The sequence below is a fragment of the Azospirillum sp. B4 genome, assembly GCF_000333275.1.
Lineage (GTDB): Bacteria > Pseudomonadota > Alphaproteobacteria > Azospirillales > Azospirillaceae > Nitrospirillum.
Genome location: NZ_BACU01000588.1, coordinates 1 through 13,934 on the forward strand (window position 1 = coordinate 1; position 13,934 = coordinate 13,934).

At 68.1% G+C, this 13,934-nt stretch carries 16 protein-coding genes, 1 tRNA gene and 2 pseudogenes; 10 read left to right on the forward strand and 9 right to left on the reverse strand.

All coding sequences use genetic code 11. The features are described 5' to 3' along the window. A pseudogene (locus tag I55_RS26495) lies at positions 1 to 557 on the forward strand (pyridoxal phosphate-dependent aminotransferase); the annotation flags it as partial. Between the two features lie 155 nt (positions 558 to 712). On the opposite strand, the gene I55_RS26500 reads toward I55_RS26495, so the two are convergent. Further along, positions 713 to 1,003, reverse strand: a complete 291-nt coding sequence (locus tag I55_RS26500) for a hypothetical protein (RefSeq protein ID WP_044563734.1) — start codon at positions 1,001 to 1,003, stop codon at positions 713 to 715. Between the two features lie 285 nt (positions 1,004 to 1,288). On the opposite strand from I55_RS26500, the gene I55_RS26505 reads away from it, so the two are divergent. Next, positions 1,289 to 1,365, forward strand: a tRNA-Pro gene (locus I55_RS26505). 162 nt (positions 1,366 to 1,527) lie between these two features. Here I55_RS26505 and I55_RS35075 read toward each other — a convergent pair. Next, complete coding sequence (locus tag I55_RS35075) at positions 1,528 to 2,709, reverse strand: serine hydrolase (RefSeq protein ID WP_159107282.1); 1,182 nt, start codon at positions 2,707 to 2,709, stop codon at positions 1,528 to 1,530. Between the two features lie 556 nt (positions 2,710 to 3,265). On the opposite strand from I55_RS35075, the gene I55_RS26515 reads away from it, so the two are divergent. The 5 genes and pseudogenes from I55_RS26515 to I55_RS38710 all read left to right on the forward strand — a co-directional run. Continuing rightward, a complete protein-coding gene (locus tag I55_RS26515) occupies positions 3,266 to 3,760 on the forward strand; it encodes a DUF2975 domain-containing protein (RefSeq protein WP_199902738.1) in 495 nt (164 codons plus the stop codon). 11 nt (positions 3,761 to 3,771) lie between these two features. Beyond that, positions 3,772 to 4,002: a helix-turn-helix transcriptional regulator gene (locus tag I55_RS26520; protein WP_044563736.1), complete on the forward strand. Its 231-nt coding sequence runs from the start codon at positions 3,772 to 3,774 to the stop codon at positions 4,000 to 4,002. Then, positions 3,999 to 4,226 carry a hypothetical protein gene (locus tag I55_RS36370; RefSeq protein ID WP_148293980.1) on the forward strand — a complete coding sequence of 76 codons (228 nt, stop codon included), beginning with the start codon at positions 3,999 to 4,001 and terminating at the stop codon, positions 4,224 to 4,226. The genes I55_RS26520 and I55_RS36370 overlap by 4 nt, the downstream gene beginning before the upstream one ends. A gap of 49 nt (positions 4,227 to 4,275) precedes the next feature. Next, the gene (locus tag I55_RS36375; RefSeq protein WP_148293981.1) at positions 4,276 to 4,668 is read left to right on the forward strand and encodes a hypothetical protein; all 393 of its coding nucleotides are present in this window, start codon (positions 4,276 to 4,278) and stop codon (positions 4,666 to 4,668) included. Between the two features lie 87 nt (positions 4,669 to 4,755). Beyond that, positions 4,756 to 4,869, forward strand: a pseudogene (locus I55_RS38710) (LysR family transcriptional regulator); the annotation flags it as partial. A 168-nt stretch (positions 4,870 to 5,037) separates the two neighbouring features. Here the strand turns inward: I55_RS38710 and I55_RS26525 are convergent. Then, positions 5,038 to 6,060: a polyprenyl synthetase family protein gene (locus I55_RS26525; RefSeq protein ID WP_044563755.1), complete on the reverse strand. Its 1,023-nt coding sequence runs from the start codon at positions 6,058 to 6,060 to the stop codon at positions 5,038 to 5,040. Between the two features lie 201 nt (positions 6,061 to 6,261). Between I55_RS26525 and I55_RS26530 the strand changes: the two genes are divergently transcribed. The 3 genes from I55_RS26530 to rfbC all read left to right on the forward strand — a co-directional run bounded on the left by I55_RS26530 (position 6,262) and on the right by rfbC (position 7,933). Next, complete coding sequence (locus tag I55_RS26530; protein WP_044563737.1) at positions 6,262 to 6,498, forward strand: DUF2007 domain-containing protein; 237 nt, start codon at positions 6,262 to 6,264, stop codon at positions 6,496 to 6,498. Next, positions 6,495 to 7,307 (forward strand): tRNA1(Val) (adenine(37)-N6)-methyltransferase, encoded by an 813-nt coding sequence (locus tag I55_RS26535; RefSeq protein WP_307718731.1) that lies wholly within the window; start codon positions 6,495 to 6,497, stop codon positions 7,305 to 7,307. Before I55_RS26530 ends, I55_RS26535 begins: the two co-directional genes overlap by 4 nt. Positions 7,308 to 7,378: 71 nt before the next feature. Then, positions 7,379 to 7,933 (forward strand): dTDP-4-dehydrorhamnose 3,5-epimerase, encoded by a 555-nt coding sequence (gene rfbC / locus I55_RS26540; RefSeq protein WP_044563738.1) that lies wholly within the window; start codon positions 7,379 to 7,381, stop codon positions 7,931 to 7,933. A 5-nt stretch (positions 7,934 to 7,938) separates the two neighbouring features. Here rfbC and I55_RS26545 read toward each other — a convergent pair whose 3' ends face one another. From I55_RS26545 to I55_RS26570, 6 genes are all read right to left on the reverse strand, one after another. After that, a complete protein-coding gene (locus I55_RS26545) occupies positions 7,939 to 9,048 on the reverse strand; it encodes a glycosyltransferase (protein WP_044563739.1) in 1,110 nt (369 codons plus the stop codon). Positions 9,049 to 9,104: 56 nt separating this feature from the next. Beyond that, positions 9,105 to 10,646, reverse strand: a complete 1,542-nt coding sequence (locus tag I55_RS26550) for a tetratricopeptide repeat protein (protein ID WP_044563740.1) — start codon at positions 10,644 to 10,646, stop codon at positions 9,105 to 9,107. 121 nt (positions 10,647 to 10,767) lie between these two features. Next, positions 10,768 to 11,718, reverse strand: coding sequence for a hypothetical protein (locus tag I55_RS26555; RefSeq protein WP_044563741.1), 951 nt, complete (start codon positions 11,716 to 11,718; stop codon positions 10,768 to 10,770). Next, positions 11,715 to 13,307, reverse strand: coding sequence for a tetratricopeptide repeat protein (locus tag I55_RS26560; RefSeq protein ID WP_148293982.1), 1,593 nt, complete (start codon positions 13,305 to 13,307; stop codon positions 11,715 to 11,717). The genes I55_RS26555 and I55_RS26560 overlap by 4 nt, the downstream gene beginning before the upstream one ends. A 22-nt stretch (positions 13,308 to 13,329) precedes the next feature. Beyond that, positions 13,330 to 13,530 carry a hypothetical protein gene (locus I55_RS26565; RefSeq protein WP_044563743.1) on the reverse strand — a complete coding sequence of 67 codons (201 nt, stop codon included), beginning with the start codon at positions 13,528 to 13,530 and terminating at the stop codon, positions 13,330 to 13,332. Positions 13,531 to 13,604: 74 nt separating this feature from the next. After that, positions 13,605 to 13,928 (reverse strand): hypothetical protein, encoded by a 324-nt coding sequence (locus I55_RS26570; RefSeq protein ID WP_044563744.1) that lies wholly within the window; start codon positions 13,926 to 13,928, stop codon positions 13,605 to 13,607. Between the last annotated feature and the right edge of the window lie 6 nt (positions 13,929 to 13,934).

The following is a 13,934-nucleotide window of genomic DNA, read 5'->3' on the forward strand; positions in this document are numbered from 1 at the left end:
TCTCCGATGAATCTCCATGGCATCGAATACGGCACGGTGCTGGCGGCCACCGCGCTGGCGGTGGACGGGGGGCAGGGCGCCATCACCGTCAACAGCTTTTCCAATACTTCTCCATGACCGGCTGGCGCCTGGGCTGGGCGGTGGTGCCGGAGCGGCTGGTGCGGTCGGTGGAGTGCTTGGCGCAGAATGTCTACATCTCCCCGCCCACCTTGTCGCAGCACGCCGCCGTGGCGGCGTTCGGTTGCGTGGATGAGCTGGAGGGCCACGTCGCCCGCTATCGCCGCAACCGCGACATCCTGCTGGACCTGCTGCCCGGCGCCGGATTCGGCAAGCTGGCGCCCGCCGACGGCGCCTTCTTCATCTATGCCGACATCGCCGACCGCACCGATGATTCCCAGGCCTTCTGCACCCGCCTGCTGAACGAGACGGGCGTGGCCCTGACGCCGGGCGTGGATTTCGATCCGCTGCGCGGCCACCACACCGTGCGCATCAGCTTCGCCGGGGCGGAGGCGGAGATGGTGGAGGCCGCCCGCCGCCTGAAGGCCTGGCGGGGGTGAGCGGGCCCCCATGACAAAGGGCCGGCCGGTGTCGCCACCGTCCGGCCCTCGCCGCTTCAACCTTCATGAGGACTTTTTGAGGACGGGCCGGTCGTTGGCTGCCGGCGCCTGATCCGTTAGGCAGATCGGGTCATACGCACATCAGGTCGGGCGGGTCAGTTCAGGGCGACGACCTGGCGCGGCAGGTGGCCGCTGGCATGCGTCCTGATGATGGTGGTGGCCTTGCAGGGCAGCGCCTCCACCTCCGCACGGCCGGCCCGGACCGGGACGACCTTCAGCTTGCCGGACGGCGAGGCCGCCAGGGTGGCGACCGGGGCGCTGGGCACGGTGGTCTGCGCGGCGGCGACCGTCGTGGCCGGCCGTGGGGCGGCGGCCAGGATGGCCGGTGCCACCAGGAAGGGTGTGACCAGGAACAGGCTGGTGAGCAGGGCGCGTGCGGTCGGCATAGGTCAACCTCCATAAAACGATCGGCTCTGGGCAGCGTCTGTTAGGCCGAATGACTGATGGGCGTGAGACCGAAATTCACGGCCAACCATGGCGGAACCATGGCGAGAAGCGGCACTTACCGGGGCAGGCGCAGACTCTTGGGCCCCTGTGGCCGATGGGCAACACCAACCCGCTTTCCCAGAGGGCCGGCCTGCGGGCCACCCATGCAATGGGCTCAAGCGTTTCGATGAAAGAGAAGGCTTGCAGCGACCGGCGGATATGGATATACACCCGTCCACCCGGGACGGAGAGTAGCTCAGCCTGGTAGAGCACTGCTTTCGGGAGGCAGGGGCCGGAGGTTCGAATCCTCTCTCTCCGACCATCCCAGGGACGCAAAAACGGCCGGCTTCGCAAGAAGCCGGCCGTTTCGCTTTGGTGCGCCCAGCTTGGGCGCGTTCTTGAGGGTGAGAGTCCCTCCGTAAGCTGGTCACAGTGAGCGAAGAGATCACAGGTGATCGCATCTCGCCCTAATGTTCCGATAAATTCACTTCATGCTGGATGGCGCGAGCGTTTTGAGAAGCAGGTTCGCACCGGCAACCGCTGACCCATCGCCAGTCAGTGCCACCGTTACGATTGCATTGGCGTCGGGGGAGTAGACCGCGATCGCGCTGGCTCCGGGCGCACCGCCGGCATGGCCGATCCAGCGCAAGGTCCGCTGACCATCGGGCACCTCGAACACCATCATGCCGAGCCCGTAGTAGGTGCCGGGGTCGAACATCGGATAGAGAGTCGCCATCCTCTCTTGTCGCAGAGGCTTTCGCAAAAAGCGCCCATCGAGCAGCGCCGCCCAGGCCAATGCCATGTCGTGAGCGTCGCTGACTATAGGACCAGCCGCGCCAGCCCAACTCGGTTCTATGGTCTCTCCACGCGTGACCGCTGGTGGCGCGACGGCGCGCTCCTCCTTGCCGGGCGACAGCGCGCGCATTGACTTCAGGCCAAGTGGTGTGATGATCCGCGCCGTGATCGCTTCGTCTATCGGGCGCTTGTCCACTTTTTCAACGATCTTGCCCAGCACGTCATAGCCTGTATTTGAGTAGCGCCACCTTTCACCTGGGCAAAACATCGCGCCATGCTGGCGGGCAATTGTCAGCATCGCCGCTGGATCGCGGTAACGGGGATGCGCCCGCACCATTAGGTCCTCGTTGGCGCTGAACAGGCCTGATGTGTGGGCGAGAAGATCACGCACAGTAACGAGTCTGCCATTTGGAATGCCGTCAACCCATCTCGACGCAGACATGTCGAGCGATAGCTTCGCTTCCTGCACGAGTTGCAACACGACAGTCGCCGTAAAGGCCTTGCCAACACTCGCCCACCACAGGGATTGTTTTTCTGAGCCAGTAGGTCCCCGATACCACAAACCGCTGCCGGGCCGTGCTACAGCGGCGGTTAAGGCGGGCGCAGCAGTGTAGCTTTCGATCTTGGCAAAGGCATCGTCGAGACGCGCCATTTGTGAATCGGGCAGAGGCAGATCGGAGACTGCAGCCAGTTCAACAGCATCTACGGGCGGGTGGAGGGGCGCGCCGGAATAGATCGCGCGCGCCGAACATTGGACGGGACTGTAATCGGCCGCCTCAGTTCGCGAACCGATCGCCATCGCACAAGCCAATCCGAGCGCCCCACTCAGCACCATTCGACGCGAAGATGCAGATTCAATTGCATCGCTCATTGGCGACGGCATCCCGCGCGCGCCAGCATATCGCGAACAATGAGCGGCGTCGCAGCAACTTGGTTCGCCTGCTGACCTCCGCTTGCGGTAGTGATGGCCCTGCGAACATCTTGGGCGGTCAGCGTAAGTGGCCGCTGACAAGGCGCGTCGCCAGCATCAATGACGACTCCGGCAGCCTCACCCACCCCTCCGAGATAAGCGGTGAGCACCTGTTGCGCCGTTTGGTTGGCGGGCGCTTGCTCCAACATCTGGGTGACTTGCGCGACCGATATTGCGCCCATTTTTGTCGAGGGCTCCGCATAGGCAGGCGAGAGGATGAGGCACGACGCCCACGTGGCGATCGTCGCTGGAATAACCCGAGATAGTGGCATGTGACCTCCTTGCTCCAGAGGCAATCATTACGCAAAAATTTCTTATTGTGAAACAATAAATTATTGTTATATTCCGGTCCAGCAAAGGAGGACACCGAATGGCCACGCCTGGCATGGACCGACCCATACGACACGACGATCCTCGTGCAATCCGTCTCCATCGGGTTCGCCGTCTAAGCGGGGCAATGGCGGCGACCAGCGCCGCAGTGGCTATCCTCCTTGGGGTGGCGATGCTGCTTTACTGGTGCTTGACGCCTGCAGAGATACTGTTCCGGCATGCTGGCCTAATCATCCCACCGCCACAGACAATCGATCTTCCTGTGCGGCTGACCGCTTTCGCCGTCGCCATGATCCCGCTAGGCGCGCTGATTGCCGGATTGATGAGTGTCCGACGCTGTTTCGGTTACTTCTCGGTCGGACGCATTTTCTCCGGCGATGCCGCGCGAAGCCTCCAGGGCTTTGCGTTTGGCGTCGGAGCGTCGGCCCTGCTTAAGCCGATAGCCGGGGCAGCGCTCAGCCTGCTGCTAAGCGGGCTCTCACCAGCCCACACGCACAGTCTGGCGCTGAACATCGGTTCAGATTCGCTGCTATCGCTGCTGTTTGCCGCGATTGTTGCAATCATCGCCAGGGTGCTGGTCGAAGCAGCCGATGTCGCCGCCGAGAACGATCAGTTCGTCTAAGGAGGGCGCCTATGCCTATTCAGGTCCGGCTCGGCGTCATGCTTGCTGAGCGCAATGTAAAGTCGAAGGACCTGGCCGAGTATGTCGGGATTACCGAAGCCAACCTTTCGCTTCTCAAGAAAGGCCATGTGAAGGGCGTCCGTTTCGAGACGCTGGAGCGGATCTGTGACTTCCTCGACTGCCAGCCTGGTGACCTCCTCCGCTACCAACGCGACGAAACTAACGAAGGAAGTTCTCGATGAATTGGTCGTTCACCCCACGCGTCATGGCTGGTAAGCCATGGCTTTTGCTGACGGCGTTGCCTTTGGCGATGGGTGGGTGTTCGCCTCAGCAACTCTATTACACAGGTCAGGCATGGCGCCAAAGTGTCTGCCGCGAAGCCATCGGCGATGAGCGTAGGCGCTGTGAGACAGAGAATCAAAAAACCTACAACGAATACCAGAGAGAGAAAGACACCGTTAAATAATGGTCGCCGCTATGGCGTGCATAATTACGAAAAAATATGGGAGTAATAAATGTTAAATGCCCAACATCTGAAATTTGGACTTATTATTGCTTTGGCTCTTGGTCTCAGCGGCTGCGCGACCGATATTATGCAAGGCTATATCGGTCGTGCACCTCAAGAAGTTATGGCCCGATACGGACCGCCGTACATTATTTTTGACATGCCCGACGGGAGACGTGCCTACCAATGGCTCCAGATTTCTCATTCGACATCGACAGGCTCTGAAGAAAGCCATACACGCTGGGTGGATGGAAGTAATGGTCATCGAGAGAGTGTCACCACAACCCAAATAATTCCGTCAACGACAGAAGTTCATAAGTGCTTCTATACGATGTATGCGCATCAGACTCCCGCAGGGGGCTGGGTTTTTGACAGCTTCGAAAAGCCTGAATTTGGATGCTGAGCCAATGCGGACATCGAATAAATACTCAAATATGAAATTTCTAACTGAGCGAAATCTTAGGTAGGGCATTGGAATGTTCGAATACCGATGGTCTCGCTTTTATATATTCTCGTGGTCGCGGAGCATCTGAACTTCCGTCACGCGGCGAACGTGCTGGGCACCACACAATCGGGCGTCAGCGCGCGGATCAAGGCGTTTGAAGAGACGCTCGGCATCCTGTTGTTTGAGCGCTGTCATTGGGGCCGTCTGACTGGCAGAGGCCGGACGCTGTTTCGTCACCCAGGTAGCGACCGGCATCGGTCATCTCGACCACTGAAAAGGCGCGCCGGTGCGGGCGCGCCTTTTCGGGAACAGGGCCAAAGCTCGTCTTCAGAAATCCCGGTCGACGACGAAGTCGATCACGTCCAGCAGGGCGCGCTTGATGGGGCTGGCGGGGAACAGGCCCAGGGCGTCGCGGGCCATGGCGCCGTAGTGACGGGCGCGTTCCACGCTGTCGCGCAGCGTGTTGTGGCGCTGCATCAGGGTCAGGGCGTGCTCAAGGTCGCCGTCCCGCTGGTCGATATCCTCCAGCGTGCGGCGCCAGAAAGTGCGCTCCTCGTCATCGCCCCGGCGGAAGGCCAGGACGACGGGCAGGGTGATCTTGCCCTCGCGGAAGTCGTCGCCGATGGTCTTGCCCAGGCGGGCCTGCACAGCGGAATAGTCCAGCACGTCATCCACCAGCTGGAAGGCGATGCCCAGGTTCAGGCCGTAGCTGCGCAGCGCCTCCTCCTCCGCCGCCGGGCGGTCGGCTACCACCGCGCCGATGCGGCAGGCTGCGGCGAACAGCTCCGCCGTCTTGGCGCGGATGACCTCCAGATAGGCTTCCTCGCTGGTGGTGGTGTCGTTGGCGGTGATCAGCTGCAGCACCTCGCCCTCGGAAATGACGGCCGAGGCGTTGGACAGGATGCGCAGCACGTCCAGCGACCCATCCTCCACCATCACCTGAAAGGCGCGGGAGAACAGGAAGTCGCCCACCAGCACGCTGGCCTTGTTGCCGAAGACGGCGTTGGCCGAGGGCTGGCCGCGCCGCAGGTCGCTCTCGTCCACCACGTCGTCGTGCAACAGGGTGGCGGTGTGGATGAACTCGACGCAGGCCGCCAGCGGCTGGTGGCGGTCGCCCTGGTAACCGCAGAGCCGGGCGGCGGCCAGGGTCAGCACCGGGCGCAGGCGTTTGCCGCCGCTGGCCACGATGTAGCCCGCCAGCTGCGGGATCATCTCCACGTCCGAATGCATGCGGCGGACGATGATGTCGTTGACCGCCGCCAGGTCGGTCGCCACCAGGTCCACCAGCGCCTCCAGGGCATCGGTGCCGGCCTTTCGGCGCTTGGGATCGAGGGGGGTGACGACGGCCACGAAACGCACTCCTGCCAGTAGGGGCCAACGCCTGCCGGGACGCAGATCAGTTGACGGCCCTGGATAGGACAGCGAGCATACCGGCGCAACCCCCGTGGTCAAGCTGGCAGACCGCATCGCCGCCCCCCATCTATGCCGCGTGCGTCAGCCGCGCGGCCGGCGCACCCCGCCAACTGGCGCACCCCGAACGAGGTCCAGCCCATGCAACCCATCCTGCGTAGCAACAACCCGGTGGAATTGTCATGGGCGCAGGCCGTCCTGGCCGGTGCCGGCATCGAGGCGGTGCTGCTGGACGACTACACCGCCGCGGTTGAGGGCAGCATCAGCGCCATCCCCCGCCGCCTGATGGTTCCGGACGAGGTGGTGATGGCCGCCAACGCTGCCCTGGCCGAGGCCCGGGCGGCGTTGGCCCAGGCGGCGTTGGAGGAGCCGACGTGATTCTCGAGTCCATCCCCGCGACGCCCCCTCCGGACGGGCCGACCGGCGACGACGTCACGGAGGACACGCTGCTGGGCGGACGGGTGCGGCTGTTGCAGCCGGCGCAAGGATATCGCGCGGCCATCGATCCCGTGTTGCTGGCCGCCGCCACACCAGCCGCCGGTGCCGACCGGGTGGTGGACCTGGGTTGCGGCGCCGGGGCCGCGGCCTTCTGCCTCACGGCCCGCCTGGACGGTGTGCGCGTGGCCGGGCTGGAGGTGCAGGCGGCGGCGGCGGATCTGGCCCGCCGCAACGCCGAGCTGAACGGGGTCGCATCCCGGGTGCGCATCACCCTGGGAGACACGGCCCAGGCGCCGGCCCATCTGCCGGCGGGGTCGGATCCGGACCTGGTGTCCGGGCGTTTCGACCATGTCATGACCAACCCGCCCTTTTATCCCGGCGCGCGGCACACGCGGTCCCCCCGGGTGGGCAAGGCGGCCTCCCATGGCGAGGGCACGGCCGACCTTGCCACCTGGATCGCGGCGGCCGCCCGCCTGCTGGCCCCGCGCGGCACCCTGACCATGATCCATCGCGCCGACCGCGTGGATGAGATCCTGGCCCGCCTGGCCGGCCGCTTCGGCGCCGTGGTGCTCTATCCCCTCTGGCCCCGCGCCGGGGTCGAGGCCAAGCGCGTCATCATCCGCGCCCGCCTGGGCGCCCGCAGTCCCGCCCGCCTGCTGCCCGGCCTGGTGCTGCACGGCGAGGGCGGGGGCTACACCCCGGCGGCGGAGGCGGTTCTGCGCGACGGTGCCGGGCTGGACTTCCAGTAGACTGGACTTCCCGGCGGCGGCCGGGTATCCCGGGCGGCACGGCACAACTGGCACGCGGATGGAAGCCCAGCATGGACATTAAGCGCCTGGAGATCGACGGCCTGGTCATGGTGAAGCCCCGCCGGTTCGGCGACGAACGGGGATGGTTCACGGAAACCTGGAACGCTGAAAAACATGCGGAGGCTGGTATTCCCGGCCCCTTCGTCCAGGACAACCAGTCCCTGTCCCGCGTTCAGGGCACCGTGCGCGGCCTGCACTTCCAGCTGCAGCCGGCGGCCCAGGGCAAGCTGGTGCGCGTCATCCGCGGCCGCATCCTGGACGTGGCGGTGGATCTGCGCGAAGGCTCCCCCACGTACGGCCGGCACGTGGCGGTGGAGCTGGATGCCGAGGAAGGCTGGCAGCTGTGGGTGCCGGTCGGCTTCGCCCATGGCTTCTGCACCCTCGTCCCCGATACCGAGATCGCCTACAAGGTGACGGCCCCCTACAGCCCCGCTCATGACCGTGGCCTGCTGTGGAACGACCCGGCCCTGGGTATCCGGTGGCCGGACTTCGCCGGCGCCGTCCTGTCGGACAAGGACGGCAAGCTGCCGGCCCTGGCCGATGTCGGTGTGCCGTTTCCGGCGTGATGACGTCAGGCCCTGGCCGCCCCGGCCAGGGCCGCCGCCAGTCTGGGGCCCAGGATCGCCAGGTCATAGTCCCGGGCCACGAGCTCGCGGCCGGCCATGGCCAGGCGCCGGCGCAGGTCGGCGTCATCCCGCAAGGCGCCCAGGGTTTGTACCCATTGCGCCGGGTCGTCGGCCCATAGTCCCGTGACCCCATCGGTGACGATGCGGCGGTTCTCCCCCACCGGGCTCGCCACCACGGCCTTGCCGGCGGCCATGTATTGCAACAGCTTGAAGCCGGATTTGCCTTGGGCGAACGGGGTGTGGGGCAGGGGCATGACGCCCACGTCGATGCCGGCCAGTGCCGCGGGCTCGCCGGCCTCGCTCCAGGGAATGAACTCTTCCGGCACGCCGGGCAGCCCGACGGGGCTGGTGCCGATGGTGACCAGCGTCAGGGGGCCGCCGGCCGCCAACGCCGCCAGCGGTTCGGCCAGGGCCCTTAGGTACCGGGCGGAAGACGGGGTGCCGATCCAGCCCACGCGAAATCCCGCCCCGCGCCGTTCGGGGGTGGACGCCGCCTGATAGCGGGCCAGATCCACGGGCGTGGGCAGGCGCAGCAGCGCGCGGGCCCCCGCCCGCTCCGCCCAGTCGGCCAGGGCCTCGTTGGCGACGACGGTCAGGGCGGAGGCCGCCACCAGCCGTTCCAGTTTGGTACCCAACAGGCGGCGCACCGGCGCCCGGGGATGGCCGGCATAGCGCAGGTGCCAGGCGTCGTCGAAATCCAGCACATAGGGCCGGCCGCGGAACAAGCGGCGCTCCAGACCCGCCGGCAGCCAGGGCAGCGCCTCCTTCTCGATCCACAGCAGGCCGGCGCCGCGATGGCCGGCCAAGGCCCCCAGCCGCTGGCGATAACGCCCGGCCAGGGCCCAACCATTCATCGGCCGCCCGGAATACAGCCGCTGAAGATAGGCGTCGTCGAAGAAGGGCGCCATCGCGACGTCCAGGCCGGCCGCTGCCAGATGGGAGAGCGGGTCAAAAAAACGCAGGCGGCTGCTGGCCCCCAGGCGGTCATAGCGGGGCAAGGCCAGGACGCGCCGTGGGGCGGCGTCCCGGTGCGCGGATGTCGATGGGGCGGTCACGGGGGGCAGGTCACGGGGGCCAAGTCACGGGGGCCAGGTCACGGGGGAACGTGGGCTCAGCCCTTGCGGGCCACGATCAGCAGACGCTCAGGCCCGGTGGGGGTGGCCGGCGGCTGCGACACCACCTCCACCACCGTCAGGCCCGCCTGGCGCAGGGCGCCCTCGACATGATCCCGGCGGTGCAGGTAGCGGCCGTTTTCCTTCAGGGTCACGGCGGGGGACCAGGGTTCCGCCGCGTCCAGGACCAGGGCCAGCGTCCCGCCTGGCACCAGGGCCCGGGCGGCGGCGCTGGCCAGGGGCGCCAGGTCGCCGACATGGTTGGCGATGTCGGTGGACAGGATCAGGTTGGCGCTGTCGGCCGATCGCTCCAGCGCCGTGGCGTAATCACCGTGCACCAACTGGTCGTACAGGCCGCCGCGCGCCGCCATTTGGATGGCGGCGTTGGAGGCGTGCACGCCCACCAGGTTGGCGGCATGGGGCTTCAGCAGCGGGCCGAAGGTGCCCACGCCGCAATCCAGCTCCAGCACCTGCAGGGTGCCGGCCGCCGGCCCCAGATGGCGCGCCAGCGCAGCCGCCAGGGCGGGGGTCAGCGGGGCCACCGCGCCGGCCACCGCCTGTTCCGTCAGCATGGCGGCCTGGGCGTCGTACAGCTGCTCCAGGTAGGCGGGTTCGGCGCGCGCGGGCGTGGGCGCCAGGCCCAGCGCCGCCTCCGTATGGCGCAGGATGGGGGTGGAGCCACCGGCGCGCCATTTCGCGACCAGCGCCTGGGCGGCGGCGCCGTTGCCGCCGGCCTGCAGCGCCGCGGCCACCTGGGCGGCCTCCAGCTCGGCGGATACGCTCGTCTCGGGGCGGTTGAGCGCCTGCTGGATGGCGGCGGCGGCTTCGGCCAGGTGGCCCAGTCCGCGCAGGGCGACGGCGCGGCCGACATGGGGGGCGGCTTCGAAGGGGCGCAGCACCGTCAGCCGGTCGAAGGCGGCCAGCGCCTCCTGGTACAGTCCGGCCTCGTTCAGGACCAGGCCCAGGTTGGAATGCGCCTGGGCCAGATCCGGCTGGGCCTGGGCGGTGGCACGCAGATAGTCCAGCGCCTCGTCCGGACGGCCGAGGCGGCGCAGCACCAGGCCCAGGTTGGCGGCGGCCTCCACATACGCGGGCCGCGCCTCCAGCGCGTTGCGGTAGTGCTGCTCGGAGATGTCCAGGTGACCGGCGTCCTGGAACAGGGTGGCCAGGTTGAAATAGGCCTCCGCCAGCATGGGCTCGCGCTCCAACGCGTCCAGGTAATGGCTGGCGGCCTCATGCCCCTGGCCCAGGCGCTGGCAGGCGGCGCCCAGGTTGAAGCGGTAGATGGGGTTGTCGGGGTCCAGCGCCACGGCCATGGCGTAGGCCGCCTTGGCGCCCTCATTGTCCTGCTGCTGCTCCAGCGCCATGCCCAGGTCGGCGCGCAGCACGGCGTCGTCCGGGCGCAGGCCCACCGCCTGGATCAGCAGGGTCACGGCGTGGGCCCCGTCGCCGCTCTCCAGGGCCGCCAGGCCTTCGGCTTGCAGGGTCAGGGCGGCCGCGTCTTCCGGCGTGGCGGGCGTGCTGTCGGTGGTGTCGGTCATACTTCCTCCGCCGGCGGATCGGGGATCCGGCCTTGCTTCTCTCTGGCGTGCAGGATAGGGGGCGCCGCCGCCGCTGGATAGAGGCAAGATAGGCCCACCGGCGGCGGATTCACCGGTCATTTCAGGGATTTCCCGCCCTCAGCAGCCCATGGCGGGCCAGAGCGTCGCCGTGGCGCGTCACATGATCGTGTAACAGGCTGGTCTGGAAGGCCCGCAGCGCCGGGTTGCGCAGGATGCGGAAATAGCCCGCCAGGGCCTGCCCAGCCACCTGGACGTGGCCGTCATAGACGTCCATGAACCAATGACGGCTGGCTGTGCAGTGGACCAGCCGCACCGGCCGTCCCCGCACCGTGTGGCCCTCACCGGGCTCTCCGTCACGCCGGGGCCGGATCAGGGGAAGCAGATGGTTCTGCGGCTGCCATTCCACCGGATCCAACAGCAGCGCCCGGCCCGCGTGGCCCCAACGGGGCCCGTGCGCCAGCAGGGCCATGACGTTCTGTTCGAACAGCGGGTGGGGCGCCAGCCCCCGGCTGCGGCGGTCCCAGTCGGCCAGCAGGGCGCGTGACCGGCACAGCCAGAACCCGACGCTGAGATAGGGGGCGGCGGGGTCGGCGCCGCTGTCGGCCAGCAGGGCGCGGAAGGGGGCCATGGCGGTGCCGCCCTCGTCCATCGCCGCGATGTCGCGCAGGCAGACGCCGTTGATATCGGTGGTCAGCGCGATGTCGGCTCCCGCCTCTTCCAGGCGATGGGCCAGCCCGGCCATGACGCCGGCGTCCAGGCCGGTCACCAGCATGTCGGCGTCGATCCAGCACAGCCCCCGCCACGGCCGCTCGCCGACATAATCCAGGATCGCGGCCTTCTTGGCATAGGGGTGCAGGCTTTCGGGCACCGTGGCCGGGCGGGGCAGCAATTGCCCGCGTTCCTTCAGATAGGCCTGCTGCCCGGCGTCCAGGCCATAGTCGCAGACCATCAGCGGTGCGTCCGGCAGCCGCCGGGCGAAGCTTTCCAGCAGCAGCAGGGTGGTGGCGAAATAGCGCCGGTCCGCACCGGTGACGTAGAGGATGGCGGTCATGCCGTCGACCCCATCGCCAGGGTGTCGGGCCAGCGGCGTCCATGCGCCAGGCGCAACGACGGATACCAGGGCGTGGCGTCGCCGCTGGCGGGCCAGCGCCAGTCCGCGTCTGGTGGCACCAGCACCACGCCTGGCCGTCCCAGGGCGCCCGCCAGGTGGGCCAGGATGCCAGCCGGCAGGGCGACGGTGTCCACCGCCGCCAGCGTGGCCGCCAGGCTGGCCCACTCCTCTGGCGCGTCCGGCGCGGGCGGCGCCACGGCCACGGCAGTCAGGCCATTGGGCAGGGGCGGGCAGCCGCCGTTGGCCGCCACCGCCACCGTCCGGCCGGCAGGCAGATCAGGGCGCACGCCGGCCGGTGCCATCAGGTATGGGCCGGACCAGAAGGCCGCGGGATCCCAAAGCGCCAGGCGATCGGGCAATTCCTGCAACGGCACCTGGACATCGGCCTGGACGGCGTCGATGCCCCGGGTGGCGACCGTGACGCCGGCCAGGGGCTGGCCCGGCCCGGTGGGCAGCAGGGCGGCCCAGCCGGGCGGCACCTCCGCCACCACGTCCACGCCCCGGTCGCGCAAGCGGGGCAGCAGGCGGGCCAGGTGCGGCAGGGCGTCGGCCTCCACCTCGTCCCAAACCAGCAATCGGCGGCCCCGGATGTCTTGGTCCGCCCGCTCCCACAATGGGATGGCGCCGTGGCGGCGGGTGGTGGCCGGCCGCATCCAGCGCCAGGCCAGGTCGGCGAAGCCATCGCGCCAGGCCCCCAGGCGCAGGCAGGCGGCGGCGTGGGCCAGGCGGGCGCTGGCGTGGTCGGGCCGCAGGGCCAGGGCCTGGGCGTAACGCGCGCGGGCGCCGGTGATGTCGTCGCGGGCCTGCAGCAGCCGGCCCCAGGCATGGCACGTGTCGGCGTCGGTGCCGACGGCGGCTTCAAGGGTGGTCAGCACGGCCTCGGCCTGGTCCGGCGCCGTTGGGATCAACAGTTCCGCCCGCAGGCGTTGGGCGTCCGCGCTGACGGCGTCGGCGGGCGGCAGGGCGTCCAGCATGCCCAGGGCGGCGTCGTGCTGGCCGCGCCGGGCCAGCAGGAGGGCCAGCCCCACGCGGGCCGCCAGCATCACCGGATCCGCAGTCAGCAAGGCGCGATAATGTTCCTCCGCCTCCACCACCGCGCCGATGCCGGCCAGACCGTCGGCCAGGGCCAGCCGGGTGGCCGGCGGCATGGGCGCTCCCAGGGCGTCGATCTCCAGCCGTGCCTCCAACGCCAGGTCCGGCTGATTCGCGCGCTGACGCGCGTCGGCCAGGGCCGACAGGCCCCGCGCCAGGTTGGCGGCGATGTCCGGCACGGCGACGGCGGCCGGCAGGGCGTGGGCGCGGCGGATCAACGCCACCCCCGCTTCCAACCCGGCGGCGTCGTTTCCCGCCCGCTGCAGCGTCAGCACCCCGCGAAGGTGCAGGGCGTCCACCTGCTCGGGCAACTGTTCAAGGATGGCGGTGTACAGCGCCTCCGCCTCGTCCAGCCGGCCGGCGCCATGGTGGGCGACCGCGGCGGACAGCGCCTGGGCCAGGGACATGCCTTCACCGGACATGCCTTCACTGGACATGGTCACAGGCCCAGGGTGGGGATCACGCGCTGATGTCGATCAACTGCCCGCGCCCGCCGCTGGGGGCGGGGCCGGCGGGGGCCGCGCTTTGGCCGGTCAGCAGCTCCGTCGCCGCGGCGGCCTGGGCATCCGCGTTCTGCTTCAGGGCTTTCACCTGAAATTGCGCACTGGCCTGAAGCACGTTGGCGGCGGTGGCCGCGGCGGCCTGGCTATCGATCTGCATCACAAAACACTCCGGGGCCGTGCATTCCGGCCGATGGTTGCAGTATCGCGCCGATTGGCTGGCCGCTCAAGGTGTCAGCTCAGCGAACTCATGATGCTGAAGCATAGTTGGTCGCCTTGGGCGTGCAGGGTCTTGAGCGCGTCCTTGGGCAGGGGAATGCGCTTTTCCCGGCAATAGGCCACGATCAGCCGCGCCAGCTGGTAGGATTCCACCTGAATCTCCTCACGCCCGCCCCCGGCGGCGTGGTCGCTGGACAGCTTCACCGTGGGCGGTGGGCCCTCCACCACCTGGATGCCGGTGATGCGGCGGCTGGGGTCGAATCCTTCCAGCGGCACCGTCTGGAAGACGAGCTTCAACTCGTCATTGGAAAAAATGATGTGCCGGATTTCCGTGATCATGACCGT

Bases quoted from the DNA above. Each gene is read 5' to 3' on its own strand.
- I55_RS26500 (WP_044563734.1), bottom strand. From the start codon at position 1,003: ATGCCGACCGCACGCGCCCTGCTCACCAGCCTGTTCCTGGTCACACCC.
- I55_RS35075 (WP_159107282.1), bottom strand. From the start codon at position 2,709: ATGAGCGATGCAATTGAATCTGCATCTTCGCGTCGAATGGTGCTGAGT.
- I55_RS26515 (WP_199902738.1), top strand. From the start codon at position 3,266: ATGGCGGCGACCAGCGCCGCAGTGGCTATCCTCCTTGGGGTGGCGATG.
- I55_RS26520 (WP_044563736.1), top strand. From the start codon at position 3,772: ATGCCTATTCAGGTCCGGCTCGGCGTCATGCTTGCTGAGCGCAATGTA.
- I55_RS36370 (WP_148293980.1), top strand. From the start codon at position 3,999: ATGAATTGGTCGTTCACCCCACGCGTCATGGCTGGTAAGCCATGGCTT.
- I55_RS36375 (WP_148293981.1), top strand. From the start codon at position 4,276: ATGTTAAATGCCCAACATCTGAAATTTGGACTTATTATTGCTTTGGCT.
- I55_RS26530 (WP_044563737.1), top strand. From the start codon at position 6,262: ATGCAACCCATCCTGCGTAGCAACAACCCGGTGGAATTGTCATGGGCG.
- rfbC (WP_044563738.1), top strand. From the start codon at position 7,379: ATGGACATTAAGCGCCTGGAGATCGACGGCCTGGTCATGGTGAAGCCC.
- I55_RS26550 (WP_044563740.1), bottom strand. From the start codon at position 10,646: ATGACCGACACCACCGACAGCACGCCCGCCACGCCGGAAGACGCGGCC.
- I55_RS26555 (WP_044563741.1), bottom strand. From the start codon at position 11,718: ATGACCGCCATCCTCTACGTCACCGGTGCGGACCGGCGCTATTTCGCC.
- I55_RS26560 (WP_148293982.1), bottom strand. From the start codon at position 13,307: ATGTCCAGTGAAGGCATGTCCGGTGAAGGCATGTCCCTGGCCCAGGCG.
- I55_RS26565 (WP_044563743.1), bottom strand. From the start codon at position 13,530: ATGCAGATCGATAGCCAGGCCGCCGCGGCCACCGCCGCCAACGTGCTT.
- I55_RS26570 (WP_044563744.1), bottom strand. From the start codon at position 13,928: ATGATCACGGAAATCCGGCACATCATTTTTTCCAATGACGAGTTGAAG.